Source organism: Aromatoleum aromaticum EbN1 (assembly GCF_000025965.1).
In the GTDB taxonomy this organism is placed as follows: domain Bacteria; phylum Pseudomonadota; class Gammaproteobacteria; order Burkholderiales; family Rhodocyclaceae; genus Aromatoleum; species Aromatoleum aromaticum.
On sequence record NC_006513.1, the window covers coordinates 2,976,549 to 2,998,094 of the forward strand.

Genomic DNA, 21,546 nt, shown 5'->3' on the forward strand with positions numbered 1-21,546 from the left:
AGCGGACATCATGGGATGGAATCGCAAGGTCCTGCGGGTGAACCTCGCCGAAGGCACGTGCACGCCTGAGCCGCTGAACATGCAGTGGGCCGACGAATACCTCGGGTCGCGCGGTCTGGCAACGAAATACCTCGTCTCCGAAACCGATCCGAAAGTCGATCCGTTGTCGCCCGACAACAAGATGATCATGGCGACCGGCCCCTTGACCGGCACGATGGCCTCGACCGGCGGGCGCTACACGGTAGTCACGAAAGGACCGCTGACCGGCGCGATCGCCTGTTCGAACTCGGGCGGTTTCTTCGGCGCCGAGATGAAGTTCGCCGGCTGGGACATGGTGATCTTCGAAGGCCGCTCGCCGACGCCGGTGTACCTCTTCATCGAGAACGAGCGCGCCGAACTGCGCGATGCATCGTACCTGTGGGGCAGGAGCTGCTGGGAGACCGAGGAGAGCATCCGCGCGCAGCACCAGGACCCGCTGATCCGCGTATCGTCGATCGGTCGCGCGGGCGAGAACCAGGTGATGTTCGCGTGCATCGTCAATGACCTCCACCGCGCGGCGGGGCGTTCGGGCGTCGGGGCGGTGATGGGTTCGAAGAACCTCAAGGCGGTCGCGATCCGTGGCACGAAAGGTGTTTCGGGCATCCGCGACTTTCCCGGGTTCGTCAGGGCGACGAGCGAGGCGAAGAAAGTGCTCGCCGGCAACCCGGTGACGAGCGAGGGCCTGCCGAAATTCGGCACCCAGGTGCTGATGAACGTCATCAACGAGATGGGCGCGCTGCCGACGCGCAACCATCGCGACGTGCAGTTCGAGGACGCGTCGAAGATCTCGGCCGAGGCGATGCACGAAAAGCGCCCGAGCGACGGCAAGCCGCAGCTCGTGACGAACGCCGCATGCTTCGGCTGCACGATCGCGTGCGGCCGCATCTCGGCAATCGACAAGACGCACTTCACGGTAAAGAACAACCCGAAATACTGGGGTGCATCCGGCGGGCTCGAATACGAGGCGGCGTGGGCGCTCGGTGCGGCGAACGGGGTCGGTGACCTCGAAGCGCTGCAGTACGCGAACCTGCTGTGCAACGAGCAGGGCATGGACCCGATCTCGTTCGGCGCGACGGTCGGCGCGGCGATGGAGCTGTACGAGACGGGCGTGCTGACGAAGGAGAGAATCGGCCTCGACGCGCCGTTCGGCTCGGCCGATGCGCTCGCGAAGCTCGCCGAGATGACCGCGACCGGCGAAGGTTTCGGCAAGGAGATCGGCCTCGGCTCGAAGCGCCTGTGCGAGAAATACGGTCACCCCGAGCTGTCGATGAGCGTCAAGGGCCAGGAATTCCCCGCCTACGACTCGCGCGGCATCCAGGGCATGGGCCTCGCGTACGCGACGTCGAACCGCGGCGCGTGCCACCTGCGCGGCTACACGGTCGCCTCCGAAGTGCTCGGCGTGCCGGTCAAGACCGACCCGCACGTCATCGAGGGCAAGGCCGAGCTCGTCAAGGCGTTCCAGGACGCGACGGCAGTGTTCGATTCGGCCGGCATCTGCGTGTTCACATCGTTCGCGTGGACGCTCGCCGACGTGCAGCCGCAGATCGCCGCGGCCTGCGACGGCGACTGGTCGATGGACAAGCTCGCTACGGTCGGAGAGCGCATCTGGAACATGGAGCGTCAGTTCAACAACGCTGCCGGCTTGGGCGCGCAGGACGACAATCTGCCGCCGCGCCTCACGAGCGAACCGGCGAAGAGCGGGCCTGCGAAAGGCATGGTGAATCGCCTCGCCGAGATGCTGCCCGAGTACTACGGCGTGCGCGGCTGGACCCCGGAAGGCACGCCGACGCCGGAAACACTGTCCCGGCTGGGGCTGTCCTGACCGCCGGATGATTCGCCGGGAGGGAGCGAGGCGTCCTGCCCGGATCGCCTCGCCGCCTCCCGCTTACGCGGCTGCCCGTCGCCCCGCTACCCGACGCGAACGAGGACTCTCCCGATGAAACACGTGATACTCGGCAACGGCCCGGCGGGCGTGATTGCCGCCGAAACCCTGCGCCGCGCCGCGCCCACCGACGACATCCTGCTCTTCGGCAGCGAAGACGCGCCGCCGTATTCGCGCATGGCGATCCCCTACCTGCTGGAAGGAAACATCGACGAGTCCGGCACATGGCTGCGCAAGTCGCCCGGCCATTTCGACCGCCTGCGCATCCACGAGATGCGCGGCCGCGCGGTGTCGCTCGACAGCGAGCGGCGTCGCATCCTGTTCGACGACGGCCACTTCGAATCCTGGGACCGGCTGCTGATCGCGACCGGCTCGCACCCGGTGCGTCCGCCGATCCCGGGCATCGATCTGCCGGAAGTGCAGACCTGCTGGACGCTCGAGGACGCGCGCGCGATCGCCCGTTTCGCGACCCCCGGGGCACGCGTGCTGCAGCTCGGCGCAGGCTTCATCGGCTGCATCATCATGGAAGCGCTCGCCGCGCGCGGCGTCGAACTGACGGTCGTCGAGATGGGCGACCGCATGGTGCCGCGGATGATGACGCCGACCGCCGGCGGCATGATCCGCAAATGGGTCGAGGACCAGGGCGTGCGTGTCGTGACGAACGCCGGCGTCAGCCGCATCGACTGCCGCGCGAGCAACGACGCGCCGCTCGACGTGACGCTGTCGACCGGCGAAGTCGTCGTCGCCGATCTCGTCATCGTCGCCGCCGGCGTCGCACCGAACATCGCGTTCCTCGAAGCGACGCCGGTGCATGTCGCGAAAGGCGTGCTCGTCGACGACCGGCTCCAAACCAGCGTTCCCGGTATCTTCGCCGCCGGTGACGTCGCCGAGGCGCCGGACCTCTTCACCGGTGCGCATCTCGTTGCCGCGATCCAGCCGAACGCAGCCGACCAGGCGCGCGTCGCCGCGCTCAACATGGCCGGGCACGAGGCGCGCCTGAAAGGCGTGCTCGCGATCAACGTGCTCGACACGCTCGGCCTGATCTCGTCGTCGTTCGGGCAATGGTGGGGCGAGGAACGCGAGCGCGGCGGGGCGGGCGTCGAACACGTCGACGAAGCGGCGTACCGCTACCTGAGCCTGCAGTTCAAGGACGATGTGCTGATCGGCGCGACCTCGATCGGGCTGACCGAGCACGTCGGCGCGCTGCGCGGCCTGATCCACGGCAGGGTGCGCCTCGGCGAGTGGAAGGAGCGGCTGTTGCATTCGCCGCTGCAGTTCGTCGATGCGTACATCGCGCGCTCGCAGCAACCGATGGCGCTCGTGCGATGATCGGCGCATTGCGTGGGTGCGGCGGTGCGCCCGGGGGGAGCGCGGGATGAGGGTCGCGTTCAAGCTCTTCGCGTCGCTGACGGACTACCTCCCGCCCGAGCGGGACGGCAACCGCATCGAACTCGACGTCGAGGAAGGCACGACGGTCTCGGAGCTGATCGGGCGTTTCCGGGTGCCGGAAGGCCGCGCGCACCTCGTGCTCGTCAACGGCCACTTCGTGCCACCGGCTGCGCGCGCGACGCACCGGCTCGGCGACGGCGACGAGCTCGCGGTGTGGCCGCCGATCGCCGGCGGTTGAGCGCGGGACGAACGGACTTGGGACTCGCGCCGATCGCGGATGAGTTCGAGCGCGAAGTCACCGCGTCGCCGCAGCAATTCGAGCGCGAATTGCGCAAGGCGTGGCCTGCCGGCGTCGAGACGCTCGCCCCCGGGCGATTCCGCGTGCGGGAAGGTCGCACGTGGCTCGACATCGAAATCGAATCGCGCGGCATGCGACGGCTCGGCCTGTTGGAGCTGCCGGTCGTCGTCGTGCGCTATCGCTTCGCCGGCGGCGACCCGGCAACGCGTCGTGCGTTGCTCGTGGCGCTCGACCGCGCGATGCAGCGCGGCGGCGGCTGAGCGCCGCAGCTCGGCGACAGCGCTTCAGACGAGCGCAGCAAGCAATGACGACGCCGAGCGAGTGCTACAGCGCGGGGCGGCCGAGCCAAGGCGTCAGCCAGCGCAGCCACCGATTGGCGACGAGGGTCTCTCGCTTCGGGATCAGGCGTCGGAGCCGGGTTCGAATTTCCATTCAACTGCCTGCCTGGGGTGGATTGTTGAAACGGATCCGGTCGGGAGCGGTCGTGCCGCCGGTCATGACGAAAGTCATCGCCTCTTCCATCGTCCAGTCCGTCTGCACGACGTCGGCGAGGGGGACGATTTCTATATAGCCTGAAGTCGGGTTCGGTGCCGTCGGCACGTAGACTGCCGCAAGCTCCGCGCCGCTCGTCGTGTCCCGCATCACCTTCGTCACGAAGCCTATCGTCTTCATCTCCGGTGTCGGAAAGCTGATCAGGACGACGCGCTGACCTTTGGCCGGCGGTTTCTGCAGCGTCTGCAGGAAGCGCTTCGTGCCGCCGTAGATCGTCTGCACGAGCGGCAGGCGCGCGAGCATCGCTTCAGCGGCGTCGAGCAGCTTGCGTCCGATCACGAGCGAGGCCATCACGCCGATCGCATACAGGCTCGCGAGCGTCAGCAGCACTGCGACGAGCTTCTGGAAGTCGGAGTCGAGCAGCCACGCGGCAAGGGTTTCCGAAATCGGCTCGACGAGCCGTGCGGACGCGCGCAGCAGCGGCGTTCCCATCGCGGCGAGGATGCCGAGGAGGAAGTCGAACACGAGCCAGGTCACCCACAGCGGCGCGACGGTGAAGAATCCGATCAGCACGCGCCGGCCGAAATGACGGCTCGCGCGTCCGGGATGCAGAAAAGCCGGATCCTCGGCGGTCATCGCGTCGCGCCACGCGCGTTCGGGTTCCCCCCGGCTCGCGGCATCAGTGCGGCCGTGGCCGCCGCGCGGCGGCGAGCGTCGATCGTTGTCGAGTGAATCTCCCTGTCCTCCCACTTCGCGTGCCGCCCGAGCGGCGCCCCGGACACTGCGCATGCCCGCAACGGCCGGTTCGGTTCGTCGTTGCCAGCTTCGATATTGTATTGTCGCCCGCGTTCCGATTGCTTTGCGAAGGAAGATATTCGTCACGGCCCCGTGAGAAAGGCCCGGGCGATGTCGAAACGCCGCCGTTCCGTTATCCTCCCGCCGATGTCCCTGTTTGCCGCGACTTTCTCCGAAGCGTTTTCACTGCTTGCCACGTTCGACGACCGCGTCGCGGAGATCGTCGTGCTGTCGCTGCGCGTCAGTGGCGGTGCAGTGCTGATCGGCATGCTGTTCGGGTTGCCGCTGGGGGCGTGCCTGGCGATCGGCAATTTCCCCGGCAAGCACACGCTGTCGGTGCTGATGAACGGGTTGATGGGCGCGCCGTCGGTCGTCGTCGGCGTCGTCGTCTATCTGCTGCTGTCGCGCTCCGGCCCGCTCGGCGATTACGGGCTGCTGTACACCCCGGCCGCGATGGTGTTCGCGCAAAGCCTGCTGGTCATTCCGCTGATGGCGGCGATCACGCGCCAGGTCATCGAGGACGCCTGGCAGCGCTATGCCGAGGAATTGCGCATGATGCGGTTCTCGTGGTGGCAGAGCGTGACGACGCTGCTGTACGACTGCCGCCATTCGCTCGTTGTCGCGGTGCTGGCGGGACTGGGACGGGCGATGAGCGAAGTCGGCGCGGTGATGATCGTCGGCGGCAACATCGACCGCGCGACGCGCGTGATGACGACGACGATCGCGCTCGAGACGAGCAAGGGCGACCTGCCGCTCGCGATCGCGCTAGGCGTCGTGCTGGTCGTCGTGATCCTCGCGCTCAACGCGTTCGCGTTCGCGATGCGCGGCTGGGCAATGCGGCGGTACGGATGAGCGCAATGTTCCCGCTGCGGATCCGCGGCCTGCGTTTCCAGCCGAACGGCCGGGCAGTGCTCGACGGCGTCGATCTCGAACTTGCCGGCGATGGCATCACGCTGGTGCTCGGGCCGAACGGCGCGGGAAAAAGCGTGCTGCTGCGCACGCTGTGTGGCCTCATCGAGCCGAGCGGCGGGACGATCGACTGGGGCGGATCGGTGCCGCCGAAGTTCGGCGTGACGATGGTCTTCCAGCACCCGATGATGCTGCGCGCATCGGTGCTGGAAAACGTCGCGCTTGCATTGAAGCCGCATGGCATCGGGCGCGGCGAACGCCATCGCCGCGCTGCGACGGTGCTCGCGCGCGTCGGGCTCGGCGGGCGTGAGGCCGACAGCGCGCGTTACCTGTCGGGCGGCGAGAAGCAGCGCCTCGCGCTCGCCCGCGCGTGGGTCACTGCGCCGCGCCTGCTGCTGCTCGACGAACCGACCGCGAGCCTCGACCCATCGGCGACGGCCGAAGTCGAGCGCATCGTGCGCGAGATCCGCACCGACGGCACGCGCATCCTGATGGCGACCCACAATCTCGGCCAGGCGACGCGCCTCGGCGACGACGTCGTCTTCATGAGCGCCGGGCGGGTGCGCGAGCACGCGCCCGTGCAGCGATTCTTTGCGAAGCCGGCGTCCGAGGAGGCGCGCCTGTTCATCCAGGGCGAATTGCCGTGGCGGATGAATTTCTGAGCCGTGCGGTGCGCCAACGGGATTCCCCGCCGGTTGCAGTCGCTCAGGCGCTGACGCGCGGCACGGCGCGAGTCCAGTACGGCGTCGGTCCGAGCCGCTCCGCGAGGTAATCGACGAGCACGCGGACGCGATGCGGCACGTAGCGGCTGCCGGGGAACACCGCGTAGACCTGCAGTTCGGTGGCCGAATAGTCCGCCAGCACTTCCTCGAGCAGGCCCGCCTGCACCGCCTGCGCGCTGAGGAAAGTCGGCTGGTTGGTGATGCCGAGGCCGCGGATCGCCGCTTCGAGCAGCGCGTCGCCGTTGTTCATCTGCAGGCGTCCCTTGACCGGAACCGTGCGGTGTTCGCCGTCGATGCGGAAACTCCACCCGGACGACGGCGCGAGCGTGTAGGTCAGGCAGTGGTGCGCGAGCAATTCGTCCGGGTGTTGCGGGCGTCCGTGGCGGTCGAGGTATGCAGGCGCGGCGACGACGGTGAGTTCGCTCGTGCTCAGGCGGCGGATGACGAGCGTCGGGTCGATGTGCTGCGAGATGCGCACCGTGAAGTCCAGCCCGCCTTCGATCAAGTTGACGCGCCGGTCGGTGAATTCGAGGTCGACGGTGACTTCGGGGTAAGTCGTGATGAAGTCGGAAATCAGCGGCACGAGGTGGCGAATGCCGAAGCTCATCGGCACGCTGATGCGGATCGGCCCGCGCGGCGCGCGCTTCTCGCCGGCGAGATCGCCTTCGGCCGCTTCGACCATCGCCAGGATCTCGCGGCATTTTTCCAGGTACGCGGCGCCCGATGACGTGAGGCTCAGGCGCCGCGTGCTGCGGGCGAGGAGCTTCGTGCCGAGGTGCGCTTCGAGCCCGGCGACCTGCCGCGTGATCGCCGAGCGCGCGACGTTGAGGTAATCCGCGACGGCGGTGAAGCTGCCGGCTTCGGCGACCCGAACGAAGACATCCATTGCCTGCAGACGGTCCATTGTTTTCCTGATCGCAACAAAGAATTTGAAAATAGCGCCTGTTTCGATACTAATCAATCGCCTAAAGTATGCCGCTTGAAACTCGCGACATGAGAGGAGGGCACGGTGATTCTGGTGACAGGGGCGAGCGGGCAGTTGGGGCGGCGTATCGTCCAGTGGCTCTCGGTCCGGCTTCCCGAAGGGGGCGCCGGACAACTCGCCGTCAGCGTGCAGGACCCGGAACGTGTCGCCGACTTTGCGGCGCGCGGCGTCGAGGTGCGGCACGCGAATTTCGACCGCCGTGAAACCCTGTCCGCAGCGTTCGCCGACGTCGAGCGCCTGGTGCTGGTGTCGACCGACGGGCCGGAAGACCTGTGCATCGCCCGCCATCGCAACGCCATCGAAGCTGCCGCGGCTGCGGGCGTACAGCGCGTCTGCTACACGAGCTTTCTCGATGCGGACGCGAAGTCGCCATCCTCCTTCGCCCGGATGCATGCGGCGGCCGAAGCAGATCTCGCCGCGTCCGGCCTCGCCTGCACCGTGCTGCGCAACGGCCTTTATGGCGATTTCCTGCCAATGAAATTCGCCGCCGCGCTGCGGACCGGTGTGCTGCGGCTCCCGGCGGGGGACGGCAAAGTGAGCTATCTGTCACGCAACGAACTGGCGGAAGCGATTGCCTCGGCGGCCGCCGCGCCACGCCTGGAGAAGCAGACGTATGAGCTGACCGGGCAGACCGCCCATGATTATTGTGACCTCGCCGCCCGAGTCGCTGCCGCGGTCGGCAGGACGCTGCGTTACGAAGCGGTGCCTCCGGACGCCGCGGTCGAGGTGTTCGAAGCCGGGGACATCCCGGCGGCGACTGCCCGTACGCTCGCGACCCTGTACGCCTCGATCGCCGGGAACCGCCTTGCCCGCACGACCACCGACTTCGCCGCGCTCGTCGGCCACCCGCCCAAATCGGTCGATTGCCTCGTCGCCGAATTCTTCCGCCCGCCGCGCCGCTAGGCGCGCACCGCACTGCACGCCAAAGGAGAGAACACGATGCCTTCACGGCCCCATTACACCGTACCCGCCCGCACCGCGCACTGGCTGATGGCCGCGCTGATGCTCGCTGCGTTCCCGCTCGGCGTCTACATGCACGATCTGCCCCTGTCGCCATTGAAGCTGCAGCTCATTTCGTATCACAAGTGGCTCGGTGTGGCGGTGCTGCTGCTGATTTTGCCGCGCCTCGTCGTGCGTCTCGCGCACAGGCCGCCTGCGCCCTTGCCTGCGCCGACGTGGCAACAGAAAACCGCCGCGGCGACGCACCTGCTGCTGTATGCGTTGATGGTCGCGGTGCCGGTGACGGGCTGGCTGATGAGTTCGGCGAAAGGCTTTCCGGTCGTCTTCCTCGGCGTGCTGCCGTTGCCCGACCTCGTCGGCAAGAACAAGGAGCTGGGCGAGCTGTTCATGGCAGCCCACGAAATCCTCAATTACACGCTGCTGGTGCTGGTCGGGCTGCACATCGCCGCCGCGCTCAAGCACCATTTCATCGACCGGGACAGGACGCTGTCCCGCATGCTGCCGGTACTCGAACGGGTCCGCTAAGGAAAATCAAAATGAACGCATCGCTGTCATTCAACGCCGCACTGCTCGCCATCGCGCTGCCGCTCGCCTCCGGGGCAGCGCTCGCCGCCGGGCCGGAACAGGTGTTCAACCAGGTCCAGGCGGACAAGACACGGGTCGATTTCGTCTTCAAGCAGATGAACGTGCCGATCGAAGGGCATTTCGGCAAGGTCAGGACGGACCTCGTGTTCGACGCCGCGGCGCCGGCAAAATCGAGCGTCCGGCTCGAACTCGACCTCGCGAGCATCGACGCCGGTTCGTCCGAAGCCAACTCCGAAGTGCTCGGCAAGCCGTGGTTCAACGTCAAGGACAACCCGACTGCGACCTTCGTGTCCACCGCGGTCAAGCCGCTCGGCGGCGACCGCTTCGAGGTCGTCGGCAATCTCAGCCTTAAAGGCAGGACGCAGCCGCTGACGGCGCCGGTCACCGTCATCCGACAGGGCGATACGGCGACGTTCGACGGCGGATTCACGCTCAAGCGCCTCGAATTCGCAATCGGCGAAGGCATGTGGGCCGACACTTCGGTCGTCGCCAACGACGTCGATGTCCGTTTCCATGCAGTCGCCCGGAGCGTCGGCGCGAAATAGCGTCGCCTGTGCTCTCTCTCTTTCTTACCTACTCAACGCAAAAAAGGAAATCCACATGAACAAGCTCGTCCGTCTCGCCGTCGCCACCACGTTCGCCGCCGCTGTCGCTGCTCCGGCGCTGGCCGCTCCCGAAACTTTCAATATCGATAACTCTCACACTTTCCCGCGCTTCGAGTACAGCCACTTCGGCTACTCGACGCAGCAGAGCCGCTTCAACAAGACTTCCGGCACGATCGTGCTGGACCGCGCCGCGAAGACCGGCTCGGTCGAGGTGACGATCGACACGAAGTCGGTCGACACCGGCTTCGAGCTTTTCGACGCGCATATCCAGGACGAGAAGTACTTCCACACCGAGAAATACCCGACGATCACGTTCAAGTCGACCAGCGTAAAATTCGACGGCGACAAGCTCGCGTCGGTTGATGGCGACCTGACGATCAAGGGCGTGACGAAGCCGGTGACGCTCGAGGTCAGCTCGTTCCACTGCATGCCGCATCCGATGTTGAAGAAGCTCGGCTGCGGCGCGAACGCGACGACGATGATCAAGCGCTCGGAATTCGGCGCTGGTGAGAACGCGCCGTATGTCAGCGATGAAGTGAAGCTCGTGATTGCGGTCGAAGCGGTGCAGAACTAAGCGTCCCTTCGCTCGAACTCCGATGCACGCAGTGCCCCCGGGGACGGGGGCACTGTCGATTGGGCCCGGGGTTTCCGGAGCGTGACGCGCGACGCCGTTTCCGGACGGACGGCGCGAATTTATTGGAGAAGCTGGTGCATCTGAATTCGGGAGCTTCGCGCTCGCCTGCGCTGCCGCGACCACCGGTAGCCGCTGCAGGGGCATCGCCATCGTGAGCGGCGACGCAGTGATCGTCTGGAACGAGGACGGGGAGGTGCACTCGGCGCAGTGGCGTTCGGAGAGCGCAACGCCGGCGCCGAAACGCGTCGTCGTCGCCGACGATCGCATGAGCGCCGACACGGCGTACCGGCTGGCGTGCGAGGGAACCGCGATCCTGTGGCGGGGGGACTTCCAGAATGCCCGCCAGCTGCTGCAGGCGATGGCGCGGCGCACCGAGCGCCGTAGCGGACGCTCGGGCAAGCCGGGCAAGGCCGCCGAGGCCAAAGTGGCCGCGCCCGATGCGTTCCACCTGCATCGCCAGGCCCAGGCGCAGCGGGCCCGCACGCTCGGCATGCTGCTGCTGCCGTTCGATGCCGACTACGCCATTCCGCTGCGCCGTGCTCCCGACGTCCGGCACGCGTGTACTGAAGCATACGGGCCGCCGGCCGGGCCTTTCGTCGCGTCGCTGCGCGAACTGCTCGGCCTGATCGGCGCTCACGAATGGCGCAAGAAGGGGGTGTCGATTCCCGCGCTAGGCGAGCGTATCCACCCGCATTACGGCGTGTTTTCGCCACTGCGTGGGGAATACGTCGGGCTGGTCGCGGAGGCGCCGCTCCCCGCGGGCGCCGAAGCACTCGCCTTCGACATCGGTACCGGCAGCGGAGTGCTCGCGGCGGTGCTCGCGCGCCGCGGTGTCCGCCGCATCGTCGCGACCGATCAGGATCCGCGCGCCCTCGCGTGCGCCGCCGAAAATCTCTCCAGGCTAGGCTTTGCCACACAGGTCGAGGTCGTCTCTGCCGATCTCTTTCCTGAAGGCCGTGCACCGCTCGTCGTCTGCAACCCGCCCTGGGTGCCAGCGCGGCCGACTTCGCCAGTCGAGCATGCGGTGTACGACCCCGACAGCCGAATGCTGCGCGGCTTCCTCAGCGGGCTTGCCGGGCATCTGGCCCCGGGTGGGGAAGGCTGGCTGATCCTGTCGGATTTCGCCGAACATCTCGGGCTGCGCTCGCGGGCCGAACTGCTCACGCTGATCGACGAAGCGGGCCTGAAAGTCGTCGGACGTTTCGATGCCCGCCCGCAGCATCCGCGCGCCGCTGACCCCTCCGATGCGCTGCATCGGGCACGCGCAGCGGAAGTGACATCGTTGTGGCGACTCGCAGCGCGTTGACGGCGGGCCAGTGATTTTGGTCGGGGCAGGCCCGTCGGCACGCTTCGCGCCTCTCCGCAGTCCCGTTTTTCTCCCCTGTCGGAATGTCGGTGCGGAGGCAGTGCCGGTTGGAGTCGCATGCCGGGAACGTCGATTGCTGCACGGACGGGTGATGGCCTCCACCCGGCCAACGAGGTCATCGGCCGGGTGGAGACGGGGTCATCAAGGAGATCACCCACCCACGAGGAGTGATGAAATGAACTGGGATCGTATCGAAGGCAACTGGAAGCAGTTCAAGGGTAACGTCAAGCAGCAGTGGGGCAAGCTCACCGACGATCAGCTCGATGTGATCGCGGGCAGGCGTGACGAGCTGGCCGGCCGCATCCAGGAGTCCTACGGGATATCGAAGGACGAGGCGGAAAAGCAGATCGCCGATTGGGAAGCCCGGCAAAAGGACTGATGCCTTGTTCCCCTCAGGGTGCGAGTCCGTGGGGGAGGCAAAAAAAAAGGCCCCTCGCGGGGCCGGTCCAGAACGTCTTCGGCAATCGAGTCGTTTAGGCGGACTTCTTGCCGTAGGGGCGCCCTTCTGTTGCTTGCGATGCTGCTTCGGTTGCTGCGGTGAGATTGTCGGTAGCCAGCGACGAAAACCGGCGCATGCCGGTGTTGAAAACTTCGAAGGCGGAATTCCAGTCACCGAACGGGTTGCGGCCGGCGAACTGCGGAATCATCGCATTGACGGCTTCCTGCTGGGTCTTGGCGAGGATGTCGCAAGCCTTGCGTGTGTAATTCTGGGCGTTTTCCAGCAGCGGCTGGAAGACCCTCAACTGGGCATCCTGGGGATTCTTGGCGCGGGCCATTTCCTGCATCGCCGATGTGCTGATTTCCATCGCTTCGTGCATCGCGCTCATGTTCAATTCCGCCAGGCGCTGGGCGCTGCTTAGATAAAGAGTCGAAATCGTCTGGAACGCCTGGACGACATTTGCGCCGATGACTTCGTGCTCGTGCTTAGTGGGCATCGTGTTATTCCTCCGAATTCTCGTTGTAGGACGCCGGAGCCTTGCCGACCTCTTCTTGCGTCACGGTTTCTCGCGCCGCGGAGTATGCGGCAGCCAAGAGGTTCAGTCTCCTCCGTTCATCGCCAGAAGCAATCCCCCAATCACTACCAGATGTTTCGCACGACGCGACCCGGTTCAGCGCACTCCGAAGAGCCCGATCAGGCCGATGACGATCAGGTAGATCGCGACGATGTAGTTGAGCAGCCGCGGCATGATCAGGATCAGGATACCAGCGATCAGCGATATCAGCGGCCCGGTGCTCAAGTGCAGGTCCATGTTCGAACTCCTTGTGGGATGTTCCAATATAGTAGAAATCCTTTACCGGTTTTTCCGCCGTTCGTGGCTGCCGGATCATTCGCGCTGCGGGGATTTCGCCTCGCGGATCAGCTTCCCGCAGTCGCTGTCCATGCCGGGTCCGGTTTCGATGAGCGGGACCAGGGCGAGCAGCGGGTTGATCAGGCCCAGCGCGACGGCTCCGAGTCCGCGCGCGGCAACCCGGGCGGTGTCGACGGAGGGTTCCGGATTCGCGAAAGTCCCCTGGATGTAAATCGGGCTGCGCAGCGCGACAGGAGTGGTGACCTTGGTGTCCGATTCCAGCGTGAGGTCGAGTTTTTCCTCCCCCAGGTCGACAGTGCCGGAGCCGACGATCCGCATGATGTCGGTATCGAGCACGAGCGCGTTGGTTTCCATGAGGCCGTCCTTGACACTGAAGTCGGCGATCAGGCAGCGGATCTCGACGAGTTCGTCACCGGTGAGTTTCAGCTGCAGCATGTCCCACAGGTGCAGCCCGAGCGCTTCCACCATGAAACGGCTGATCTGGCCTTCGGACAGGATCAGCGCGGCTTTGCCGTCCGCGGTGCCGAGCATGGCGGCGACGGAATTTCCCCGCCCCTCGAGGTCGACCTGGCCGTTGAGTTCTCCCAGCGTTGGTTTCGCGAGGTCGGAAGGAGGAAACAACTTTGCCAGCTCGAGGTTCCGCACCCGAAGCTTCGTGCTCGCTTCGAGCGGTTTTTCCTGCCCATTCATGCGAATGGTGCCGCTGAGCGTCCCGCCGGCAATGCCGAATTCGAGCGGATCGAGCGTCAACACCGAATCCTGCATCTGCAGGCGGGTCACGAGCCTGTCGATAGGCAGCGCTTCGGGGCGACGGATGCGGTCGGCCTTGAGCTTGACGTCGGCGTCCACACTGTCCCAGCGTCCGGTGCGGAACGGGATCTCTGGCAGCACGGTGCCGCCCGGGGCAGGAGCGTCGGGAGCAGCGTCTTCCGATTCGACCGGAGCTTCCTTCGCTCCGACGAGCGGGCCGAGGTCGGCGAAATCGAGCAGCTTGAACGACAGGTCGCCGTGCAGCGACGGGCGTTCGCCGCCGGTGGCGACCTGCAGCGTGCCGGCGACGTCGCTCTTGCCGATCGCACCGGAAAAGTTTTCGTAGCGCCATACGGTGCCGTTGCGGATCAGGTGACCGGCAGTGCGGTAGGGTGGCGTTTCCGGCAATGCAATGCCGATCAGCCGGTACAAGTCCGCGATGCTCGCCCCGCGAAGGTCCACATCGAGGTTGATCGCCGACAATTTCAGCAGGCTGGTGATGTTCCCGTCGGCTTTCACTGCCGTGTCGCCGAACTGCGCCTGCACGTCGAGCGGGTAAGGCGTTTCCTCGTCGCGCAACGCGAGGACCGGGCCACCGGTGCCGCGTGCATTCATCGGCCGCCCCTTGTATTGCCCTTTCGCCTCGAAGCGGATGCCGCTTTCGGCCTCCGTAGCGGGCGGGACGTCGGCTTCGGGCTTCGGGTCGGCAGCACTGTCACTCCCGCGTTCGCCGCTGCCGCCGGTCGTCGACAGCGTCGCATCGATGCGTGTCTTCTGTGCGGGATCCGCGTAACGGATGCGGCCGTCGTGCAGCGCGAGGCGGCCGATTCCGACACGCGCCCCCTCGTCTTTCTGCTCCCGGTCGAGCAGCCAGTTTTTCCGGCCGTCCGGGTGTTGTTCGAGAAAGGCATCGACGCGGTCGAGCGTGATCTCGGGCAGCATCACGACGCGCCTGAACAATTGCGGCAGGCTGACGCCGACGCTGATGTTCTCGGCGGTAAACATCTGCGGTTCCTCGGCCCACTCCGGATTCGCGAACGTCACGCCAGCGGCGCCCAGGCGCGTGACCGGCCAGCCCCAGTCGATGCTCAGATCGCCATTGATCACGAGCTCGCGGCCGGTCTTCTCGGTCGTCTGGCGCATGATCGGGCCGCGTAGCCAGTTCGGATCGAACAGCAGCGCGGCGAGCACGATCAGCGCGATCAGGCCGAGAACCGTCACGCCGATGCCCTTGAGTACCCGCCCCGATTTCATCTGTCCCGTGCCTCCGCGATCTCCGGCGCCTTGCTACCTCGTCTCGCGGCTGTCCGAGGTGCGAGGGTGCAACGTTGCGGCCATGCTGCTCGACAGCAATCGGGATTCCCGGGCGTCACGACGCGCCGCCCGCTCAACTCTTCTTCGATCGGCGGGCCTTTGGCGGACGAGTCTTGCTGTGCTGGGATTCCTGCGAAAGCGCTGCCGGGGCATCGCTTTGCCCGGCGATGTCGCCGGCACCCACGCTGTCCGCTGCCAAGGCAAGGGCGTCGCGGCTCTCGTGCAACACCGCTTCGACGTCGGCGCTGCTCGCGCCGGCGCTGACGAGCACTGCCGCCTTGCGCCTCAGCGTGTCGCCCAGCTCGGCGTGGCGTGCAGCAGCGCCATCGGCGCCCGCGTCGTGCATTCGTGCCGGGTCCGCCGAGCATAGCGCGATGAGGCCGCGCAGGCGTGCGATCGCACGGTCGATCAGCGTGACCTCGCCGCGCGCTTCACCTGTACGGACCTCGAGCTTCGCGAGCTCTTCGATGGCACGAATCGGCACCCCTCCGCTGCGGTCCTCGGCTTCGAGCGCCCGGCAGTATGCGGCGTGCGCCGCTTCGAACCCTTCGACGCCGAGTTCGCCATACACCGCGCCGATCGCCGTCTGCACTTGTGGAAGTGCCTGCCACGCGGCCGGCGCGCGTGCGAGCAGGGCTCCGAGTTCGCGTTCGAGCGTAGCGAGGTCGCGAGGCTCGTGGCCGATGGCGAGGCGGACGCAGTCGAGCGCATTGACCAGCTCCGCAGGAGACACCATTGCCGTCGCGCTCGATCCTTCCGTCTCCGCGCCGGACGGATCGAGCACATGCTCGGGGTCGCCGTACGCCTGGTATGCGCCCCAAGTGTTGTACTGCGGAAAGCGCTCCCAGGTGCTGCGGCGCGCGGCGAACACCGCCGGACCGAACGGCTGGCAGCGACGCACGAAGCCGTCGAAGAAAGTCGTCGCGAACACTTTCGCCGCCTCGTCGTTGACCTGCCAGCCAGCGACGATGACGCAGCGCACGCCGATCTCGATCAGCTCGCGCGCGAGGCTGTACGCGAGCCGGTTCGCGGTCTCGCGTTGCACACTCATCGCGCCGAGGTGGCAGCAATTGAGGAACACGAGCTCCGGCACGATTTCCATCTGGCCGACTTCGGCGGCCGTCAGCAGCAGGCCGTCGGACAGCACCACGCCGCTGCGCACACCCCCATTGCGCGCGACAACGCGGAATACGCCGTGCGCGGCGATCACGAGGATGCGCCACGGCTGATGGAAAAGGCGAGCGAACACGTCGAGCGCTTCAAGTCCTTCGCCGTAGGTGATTTCGTAGCCGCACTCGGCGAGCAGATCGCGGATCGCCGCCCCTTCGGCCGCCGCGCCGGGCAGGTCCGGCAGGTGATCGGCGCGCGGCGGCGCAACGGCGAGCGGCTCGCCGAAAGCGACGTGGTAACCGCGCGTCGAGGGATTCGCGATAACGCACGCGACCTTGCGCGTCAGGATCATCGGGTTGCGACGGTAACGCGTCGAGGCGAACTTGCGCACGATCGCCGTCTTCAGCGCGAGCGGCTGGTCGTCCGCCTGGAGCATCTCCCACGGCAGGTTCGCGGTGTAGCCGTCGACGACGAGCACGAGCTTTTCGGTGTCGCGCGCCGCGGCCTTGAATTCGAGCGGAATCATCAGCTGAAACAGCGTGCGCGACAGGTCCGCGCTGTATTCGTCGCGCCCGATCGCGTTTTTCACCAGTGCCTCGATGAGGCCTGGCTGGCGTTGCTGTACGACGGTTTCGGCGCGGGCGCGCTCGGACAGGAACACGTACTTGAGCCGCGTCGCCGGCGGGGCAGGCGGATGCAGCGCGCTGCCCGGAAGGGCTGGTGAGCGTGCCGAGTCGTCTTCGCCGTCGAGCGGGGATTCGTCGCTGCGGTCCGCGTCGGTGATCATCAGGCGCGGCCAGTAGCCGAAGCGCGCGAACACCGCCAGGCGCGGGCGCGCGCCTTCGCCCTCGCGCAGTTCTTCGGCCGGCTCGACGCGGGCTTCGAGCCGGCGCAGGTCGGCGGCAATGCGTTCGGGCAGTTCGCGCACCGCGCGCGCCGCACTGATCGCGGTATCGAGGAACAGTTCGATCAGCTCGAGACGCGCGACGCGCAGCCGGGTTCGCGGCATCGCGTCGGCGAACTGGCGGTTCGCCGCGATGACGCCGCGCACGATCATCGCGATCGAGTCCTCGATGCCGATATGGGCGGTCGAGTTGTAGCCGATCAGCAGGCTCGCGAGCGTCAGCTCGTTGTCGGCTTCGCCGGCCGCCGACGCATCGCCGTCCTGGCGGTCGAGCGAGTGCAGCAGGAAGCGCAGCACGCCGGCGCGCACCGTCTCGGCGATGTCCATCGTCGTCACTTCGCCGAAGCGTCCGAGACCGACAATCACCGCGCCGCGCCCGGTGCCATGCCGTCGGTCCCCGGCGTCGCGGGCCTGCAGCACGACCGCACTCGAGCCCACTTCGCCGGCGTACACGCCCAGCCGTTCGCGCTGGCGCAACGCGCCGCCGACCAGATAACGGTCGATGCTGGCCTCGGCGCCGGCGATCGTGTCGCCGATGTAGTGGCCGCAAATCACCGGCTGACGCGCAAAGCGCAGATCCATCGCGGCCACCGAGACGTGCAGCGACTGCAGACCTATCGCCGGGCGGCGGCGTTCAGGCCTGGCGCCGAGGATGCTGCGTGCGAGTTCCTCCTCGGTCGGCAGCACCGGCGGAGGGGCGTCGTACGTCAGCGTCGCCGCCGCCGCGCCGCGCAACACCGGCAGGCGGCCGAGGCGGCTGGTCGTGCCGGCCTGCAGCAGCTCGACGATCGCCGGAAAGTGTTCCTCGGTGTCGGTCAGGCTGCCGTGATCGGCCGGCATGAACCAGCATTGCCCGTCCGGCAGGCCTGTGAGCCGCCCCGACGCCCAGCTCACCGAGCCGTCGCCTTCGGGCGTGCCGACCATCTTCAGCCGGCCGCCGTCGAGTACGAGGCCGCAGGGCGTGTTGTCGGCCTTGCCAAACACGTAGTGGACCCGCTCGACCGGCTGCGGCGCGTCATTTGTCGCGAGCACGCTCGCCCACAGCTCGAGCGCCTTGCCGATCGCGTTTGCGTCGGGTCGCCCGGCGAGGTGGTCGCCGAACCAGCGGTCGCGATTGTGCTCGGCGAGCGCGGGCCACAGCCCGGCGTCGAGGTAGCCCGTGCGGTCGGCATCGCCAGCGCCTTTTTGCCACGTCGGACCGCTGTCGGCAAACCCCGGCCGCGGCAGGAGCTGCAGCGCACCGGGGAAGCCGGCGACGATATCGAGCACGTGCTGCATGCCGTTGCGCAGGTCAAGGCGCGCGAGCTTGCGCATCGTGTCGGACTTGCCGAGCAGCGCCTCGACCATCAGGTGCGAGCCGTTGTTCGGCGTGCCGAGCATCACCAGCCGGCCGCCGGGCCGTCGCACGAGCTGCGCCCACAGGTCCGGGTGCTTCGCGATCATCGTGCGGGCGACGAGGCCGCCGAGGCTGTGCGCGAGCAGGCGCACCGGCTGGTTCGGGTGCTCGGCGAGCGCCTGCTTCAGCACCGTCGCGAGATGGTCGGCCGAGGCGCCGGCGGCCTGCAGCGGCTGGCGCCAGTCGTACGGGCAGCGGATCACGAAGTGGCTGTCGGAGAGGGACTCCGCGAGCTCGCCGTAGAACATGTCGAACAGCGCTTCCTCGCGCACGTCCGGCCGGTCGAAGCGGATTTTCGCCAGGCCGCCGCTCGCGAGATCGAGAAAGTCGAACCACACCCGGTCTCCTTCGCCCGGCAACCGGTCGGCGCTGCGGATCTCGAGGTGCGAACCCATGATCCCCGGCAGCAGGATCACGACTGGCCGGCTGTCGCGGGGCGGGGCGGCGCGCTTCGCTGCACGGGTGCGGACGCTCGCGGCATCGGGTTCGTGACGTCGGACGAGGGGGGCGAACGCGGCGAGCGCCACGGGTTCGTCGGCGGTCAGCCAGTCGCGCAGCGCGCTTCGCATGTGGCGATTCGAGAAATAGCCGAAGTGATGCACCGATGGCCCTTGGTCGAACAGGTAGCTGGCGTCGTTGCACGCCGCCAGCCCCGCGTACATCGACTCGGTATCGATGACGAGATCGTTGTCGACGCGGTCGAAGAACATCCAGTCGGTGAACAGCACGCCGATCCGCCTGAGCACGCCGCCGCCTTCGATGTCGCCGCTGATGATCGACATCGCGATGCCCTGCTTGCGCTGGGCGTCAGCGAGGAGCCGCGCCATCGGCGCGTCGGTCATCATCGCCTCGATGCCCGGCAGGAAGCGCGGGTCGATGCGTTTTGCGGCGATCTCCAGCACGATGCGCCTGAAGGCCGACAGCGCCGCGCTGCCGGCCGGACCGCTCGCCGCGCCAACGAGCTTGGTCATCAGGCTCAGCAGCCCGGACAGGAACACGTCGAGGTTGTCCGTCAGCAGCGACGTGCCCCGTGCCGGAGATGCGACACGGACGTAACGCTCGATGCGGAAGTTCTTGTCGCCGAGTTCCTCGCGCAACGCGCGCAGCGAATCCTGTTCGCGCCCCGCGACCAGTTCGCGCAGGCGCTTTTGCTGCGCTGTTTCGCTCGTGTTCGGCGGCGGATCGCGACGATAGGCGGTGATCGCCGTATCGGTGAGGCCGGCAAGGCACAGCAGGTCGCCGACGAGCCCGCCCCGCGAGTGCGTGACGAGCGACAGCCGGGCGTTCGCCGGCAATGCCCGCGCCAGCGCGAGCGCATTGTCGATCGGGCTTTCGGAAAACGTCCGGTGTTCGAAGCCGAACATGCGGTCGCCGAAGCGCCGCGCCAGAACCTCCCAGTCGCCGGCCGCGTTGCCGCTGCGCAGGTCGCTGAAGCTGCCGAAGGTGTGCGAGCCGGTGCCGTGGATGAACAGCAGCAGCGGCGCGTCCGCACCGGCCGCGAGCCGTGCGTCGCCGGCTTCGCAGCGGTCGGAAGCGGCAGGCGCGGCATCGTTGCGCCAGTGGTAGATCCCTGGTTCGCCGGGCAGACGGCTTTCGATCGCCCACATCAGCGCTTTCCCGCCGAGCCACGAGGCGCCCGACGGCGCGAGATCCGGTGCCGCTTCGCCGAGCCAGTCGCGCAACCATTCGCCGGCCTTGCCGAGCGCGGCCGCGGTGATCGCGTCGCTGCCCAGCGACAGCACCGACAACCTTGACCACATCCAGCCGGTCACGCCGCGCGCAGCCGCCTCCGGGTCGCGCAGCGCGGCGAGATCGAGCGAGCCGTCGGCGCGCACCGCTGCGGGACGCACTCGGGCGAGATCGTCGCGCAGCTTGTCGGCGCGGATGAAGACCGTCGTGCCGTCCGCCGCTTCGAGCGCGATCACGCGGTCGTCGGCGACCGAGGCGCTGCTCTCCGGTCCGCCCGCCCGGCCCGGTGCGACGAGCCTGAAAGCGGCCTCGGTGACGATACGATCGAGAAACGGGTCCGGGACGCCTGGCGCAGCCCGGGTTCCGGCTGTCAGCACAGGCGGCAGGGCATCGGCCGCCGCGTCTGCGGGAAGCGCCTCGCCCGGCAGGTGGATGAGGATTTCGCCGGGTTTCAGTGTGCTCGGCATCTGGCCTCCGTCGGAAGTGCGCTCCGCCCGGGTAGGCCGGGCTGCGGTTCGGGCGAAGGCCGTAAGGGACACGGTGTCCCGCCTGACGTATCGCACGCCTCCAGTTCGTCGCCGCTGTCGTCGCACACCCGGATGCGGTGGCCGGGGGGCTTATTCTTTTTGACTATTCCTGTTTAGAAGCCGGCTCCGGTTTTGTCAATCGGGCAGGGCAGAAGCCTTTCGCTGCGCCCCCTGCGGCGGCAAACCGGGCGGCACGCGCGACGTGCCGTTGTCGCCGACTGACGACAAGCCCGTGGCTGCCGAAAACAATGTCATGCCCCCGACACTTGTCCAGGCGGGCGCTGGCAACAGATGCGGAGGGCGGCGGCGGATGCCGGCCCCGCAAGTGCCGTCGGGCTGTTGCGGATCGGCGACGGATTCGCTGCCCGGGACGCGCCGCCAGCGACGTCGCATTCCGCCAAAAGGCTTGCCATCGCGCGGTTTTCGTCAAGTGGCACCGGATTTGCTCATTCGCCAATGCCGGAGTTTCACCGGTTGCCCACTTAAATCAGACACCCCCAAGGAGACATCCATGAAACGCAAACTCACTCTCACGGCCTTGATCCTCGCGGCGGCTGTTCCGATGGCGGCGGTAGCCCAGGACAGCGGCGGCTACGGCAGCGGCCAGGGCACGTCCCCCAGCCGGACGACGCCTTCCGGCACCACGCCCGCGACCCCCGCGACGCCGGCTTCGCCGGGCGAACGGATGGGAAGCGGTACCGCCAAGGACGCTGACGCGACGATGTTCATGGAACTGGATCGCGACAAGGACGGTCAGGTGACGAAGGACGAGGCCAAGCGCTCTGCCGACCTGCAGGCGCGCTTCGACCAGCTCGACACCGACCGGGACGGCAAGCTGTCGATGAACGAGTGGAACGCCGGCAACAAGAAGACGCCGTGACGACG

Annotated in this window: 19 protein-coding genes; 13 read left to right on the plus strand and 6 right to left on the minus strand. The window is 67.3% G+C overall.

Translation table 11 applies throughout. The features are described 5' to 3' along the window. The first annotated feature begins 10 nt into the window (after positions 1 to 10). The 4 genes from EBN1_RS14170 (at position 11) to EBN1_RS14185 (ending at position 3,868) form a co-directional block, all read left to right on the plus strand. Entirely contained in the window at positions 11 to 1,861 is a 1,851-nt protein-coding gene (locus EBN1_RS14170) for an aldehyde ferredoxin oxidoreductase family protein (protein ID WP_011238652.1), read from the plus strand. Positions 1,862 to 1,975: 114 nt separating this feature from the next. After that, positions 1,976 to 3,250, plus strand: coding sequence for an NAD(P)/FAD-dependent oxidoreductase (locus EBN1_RS14175; protein ID WP_011238653.1), 1,275 nt, complete (start codon positions 1,976 to 1,978; stop codon positions 3,248 to 3,250). A 46-nt stretch (positions 3,251 to 3,296) separates the two neighbouring features. Next, complete coding sequence (thiS, locus tag EBN1_RS14180) at positions 3,297 to 3,548, plus strand: sulfur carrier protein ThiS (protein ID WP_041646405.1); 252 nt, start codon at positions 3,297 to 3,299, stop codon at positions 3,546 to 3,548. Positions 3,549 to 3,565: 17 nt separating this feature from the next. After that, positions 3,566 to 3,868, plus strand: a complete 303-nt coding sequence (locus EBN1_RS14185; protein ID WP_041646407.1) for a hypothetical protein — start codon at positions 3,566 to 3,568, stop codon at positions 3,866 to 3,868. A gap of 172 nt (positions 3,869 to 4,040) precedes the next feature. Here the strand turns inward: EBN1_RS14185 and EBN1_RS14190 are convergent, their stop codons facing one another. Beyond that, complete coding sequence (locus tag EBN1_RS14190; RefSeq protein WP_241762736.1) at positions 4,041 to 4,850, minus strand: DUF502 domain-containing protein; 810 nt, start codon at positions 4,848 to 4,850, stop codon at positions 4,041 to 4,043. Positions 4,851 to 5,042: 192 nt separating this feature from the next. On the opposite strand from EBN1_RS14190, the gene EBN1_RS14195 reads away from it, so the two are divergent. Next, on the plus strand, positions 5,043 to 5,747 hold the full coding sequence (locus tag EBN1_RS14195; protein ID WP_041647360.1) for an ABC transporter permease: 705 nt from the start codon (positions 5,043 to 5,045) through the stop codon (positions 5,745 to 5,747). 5 nt (positions 5,748 to 5,752) lie between these two features. Next, on the plus strand, positions 5,753 to 6,466 hold the full coding sequence (locus EBN1_RS14200; RefSeq protein ID WP_011238657.1) for an ABC transporter ATP-binding protein: 714 nt from the start codon (positions 5,753 to 5,755) through the stop codon (positions 6,464 to 6,466). Positions 6,467 to 6,509: 43 nt separating this feature from the next. Here the strand turns inward: EBN1_RS14200 and EBN1_RS14205 are convergent, their stop codons facing one another. Then, complete coding sequence (locus tag EBN1_RS14205) at positions 6,510 to 7,430, minus strand: LysR family transcriptional regulator (RefSeq protein WP_011238658.1); 921 nt, start codon at positions 7,428 to 7,430, stop codon at positions 6,510 to 6,512. Positions 7,431 to 7,535: 105 nt separating this feature from the next. Between EBN1_RS14205 and EBN1_RS14210 the strand changes: the two genes are divergently transcribed. The 6 genes from EBN1_RS14210 (at position 7,536) to EBN1_RS14235 (ending at position 12,040) form a co-directional block, all read left to right on the plus strand. Then, positions 7,536 to 8,414, plus strand: coding sequence for an NmrA family NAD(P)-binding protein (locus tag EBN1_RS14210; RefSeq protein WP_011238659.1), 879 nt, complete (start codon positions 7,536 to 7,538; stop codon positions 8,412 to 8,414). A gap of 36 nt (positions 8,415 to 8,450) precedes the next feature. After that, positions 8,451 to 8,996, plus strand: a complete 546-nt coding sequence (locus EBN1_RS14215) for a cytochrome b (RefSeq protein WP_011238660.1) — start codon at positions 8,451 to 8,453, stop codon at positions 8,994 to 8,996. Positions 8,997 to 9,007: 11 nt separating this feature from the next. Continuing rightward, positions 9,008 to 9,601 carry a YceI family protein gene (locus tag EBN1_RS14220; RefSeq protein WP_011238661.1) on the plus strand — a complete coding sequence of 198 codons (594 nt, stop codon included), beginning with the start codon at positions 9,008 to 9,010 and terminating at the stop codon, positions 9,599 to 9,601. Between the two features lie 55 nt (positions 9,602 to 9,656). Next, positions 9,657 to 10,235, plus strand: coding sequence for a YceI family protein (locus tag EBN1_RS14225; RefSeq protein ID WP_011238662.1), 579 nt, complete (start codon positions 9,657 to 9,659; stop codon positions 10,233 to 10,235). A 211-nt stretch (positions 10,236 to 10,446) separates the two neighbouring features. Continuing rightward, positions 10,447 to 11,601, plus strand: a complete 1,155-nt coding sequence (locus EBN1_RS14230; protein ID WP_011238663.1) for a 50S ribosomal protein L11 methyltransferase — start codon at positions 10,447 to 10,449, stop codon at positions 11,599 to 11,601. A 235-nt stretch (positions 11,602 to 11,836) separates the two neighbouring features. Next, a complete protein-coding gene (locus EBN1_RS14235) occupies positions 11,837 to 12,040 on the plus strand; it encodes a CsbD family protein (RefSeq protein ID WP_011238664.1) in 204 nt (67 codons plus the stop codon). Between the two features lie 94 nt (positions 12,041 to 12,134). Here the strand turns inward: EBN1_RS14235 and EBN1_RS14240 are convergent, their stop codons facing one another. From EBN1_RS14240 to EBN1_RS14255, 4 genes are all read right to left on the minus strand, one after another. Next, positions 12,135 to 12,596 carry a phasin family protein gene (locus EBN1_RS14240; RefSeq protein ID WP_011238665.1) on the minus strand — a complete coding sequence of 154 codons (462 nt, stop codon included), beginning with the start codon at positions 12,594 to 12,596 and terminating at the stop codon, positions 12,135 to 12,137. Positions 12,597 to 12,770: 174 nt separating this feature from the next. After that, positions 12,771 to 12,911 (minus strand): DUF3096 domain-containing protein, encoded by a 141-nt coding sequence (locus EBN1_RS14245; RefSeq protein ID WP_083782976.1) that lies wholly within the window; start codon positions 12,909 to 12,911, stop codon positions 12,771 to 12,773. A gap of 75 nt (positions 12,912 to 12,986) precedes the next feature. After that, a complete protein-coding gene (locus tag EBN1_RS14250; protein ID WP_011238667.1) occupies positions 12,987 to 14,975 on the minus strand; it encodes an AsmA family protein in 1,989 nt (662 codons plus the stop codon). A gap of 133 nt (positions 14,976 to 15,108) precedes the next feature. Further along, on the minus strand, positions 15,109 to 20,601 hold the full coding sequence (locus EBN1_RS14255; RefSeq protein ID WP_011238668.1) for a CHAT domain-containing protein: 5,493 nt from the start codon (positions 20,599 to 20,601) through the stop codon (positions 15,109 to 15,111). 571 nt (positions 20,602 to 21,172) lie between these two features. Here EBN1_RS14255 and EBN1_RS14260 point away from each other — a divergent pair. Further along, on the plus strand, positions 21,173 to 21,541 hold the full coding sequence (locus tag EBN1_RS14260; protein ID WP_041646411.1) for an EF-hand domain-containing protein: 369 nt from the start codon (positions 21,173 to 21,175) through the stop codon (positions 21,539 to 21,541). The last annotated feature ends 5 nt before the right edge of the window (positions 21,542 to 21,546 follow it).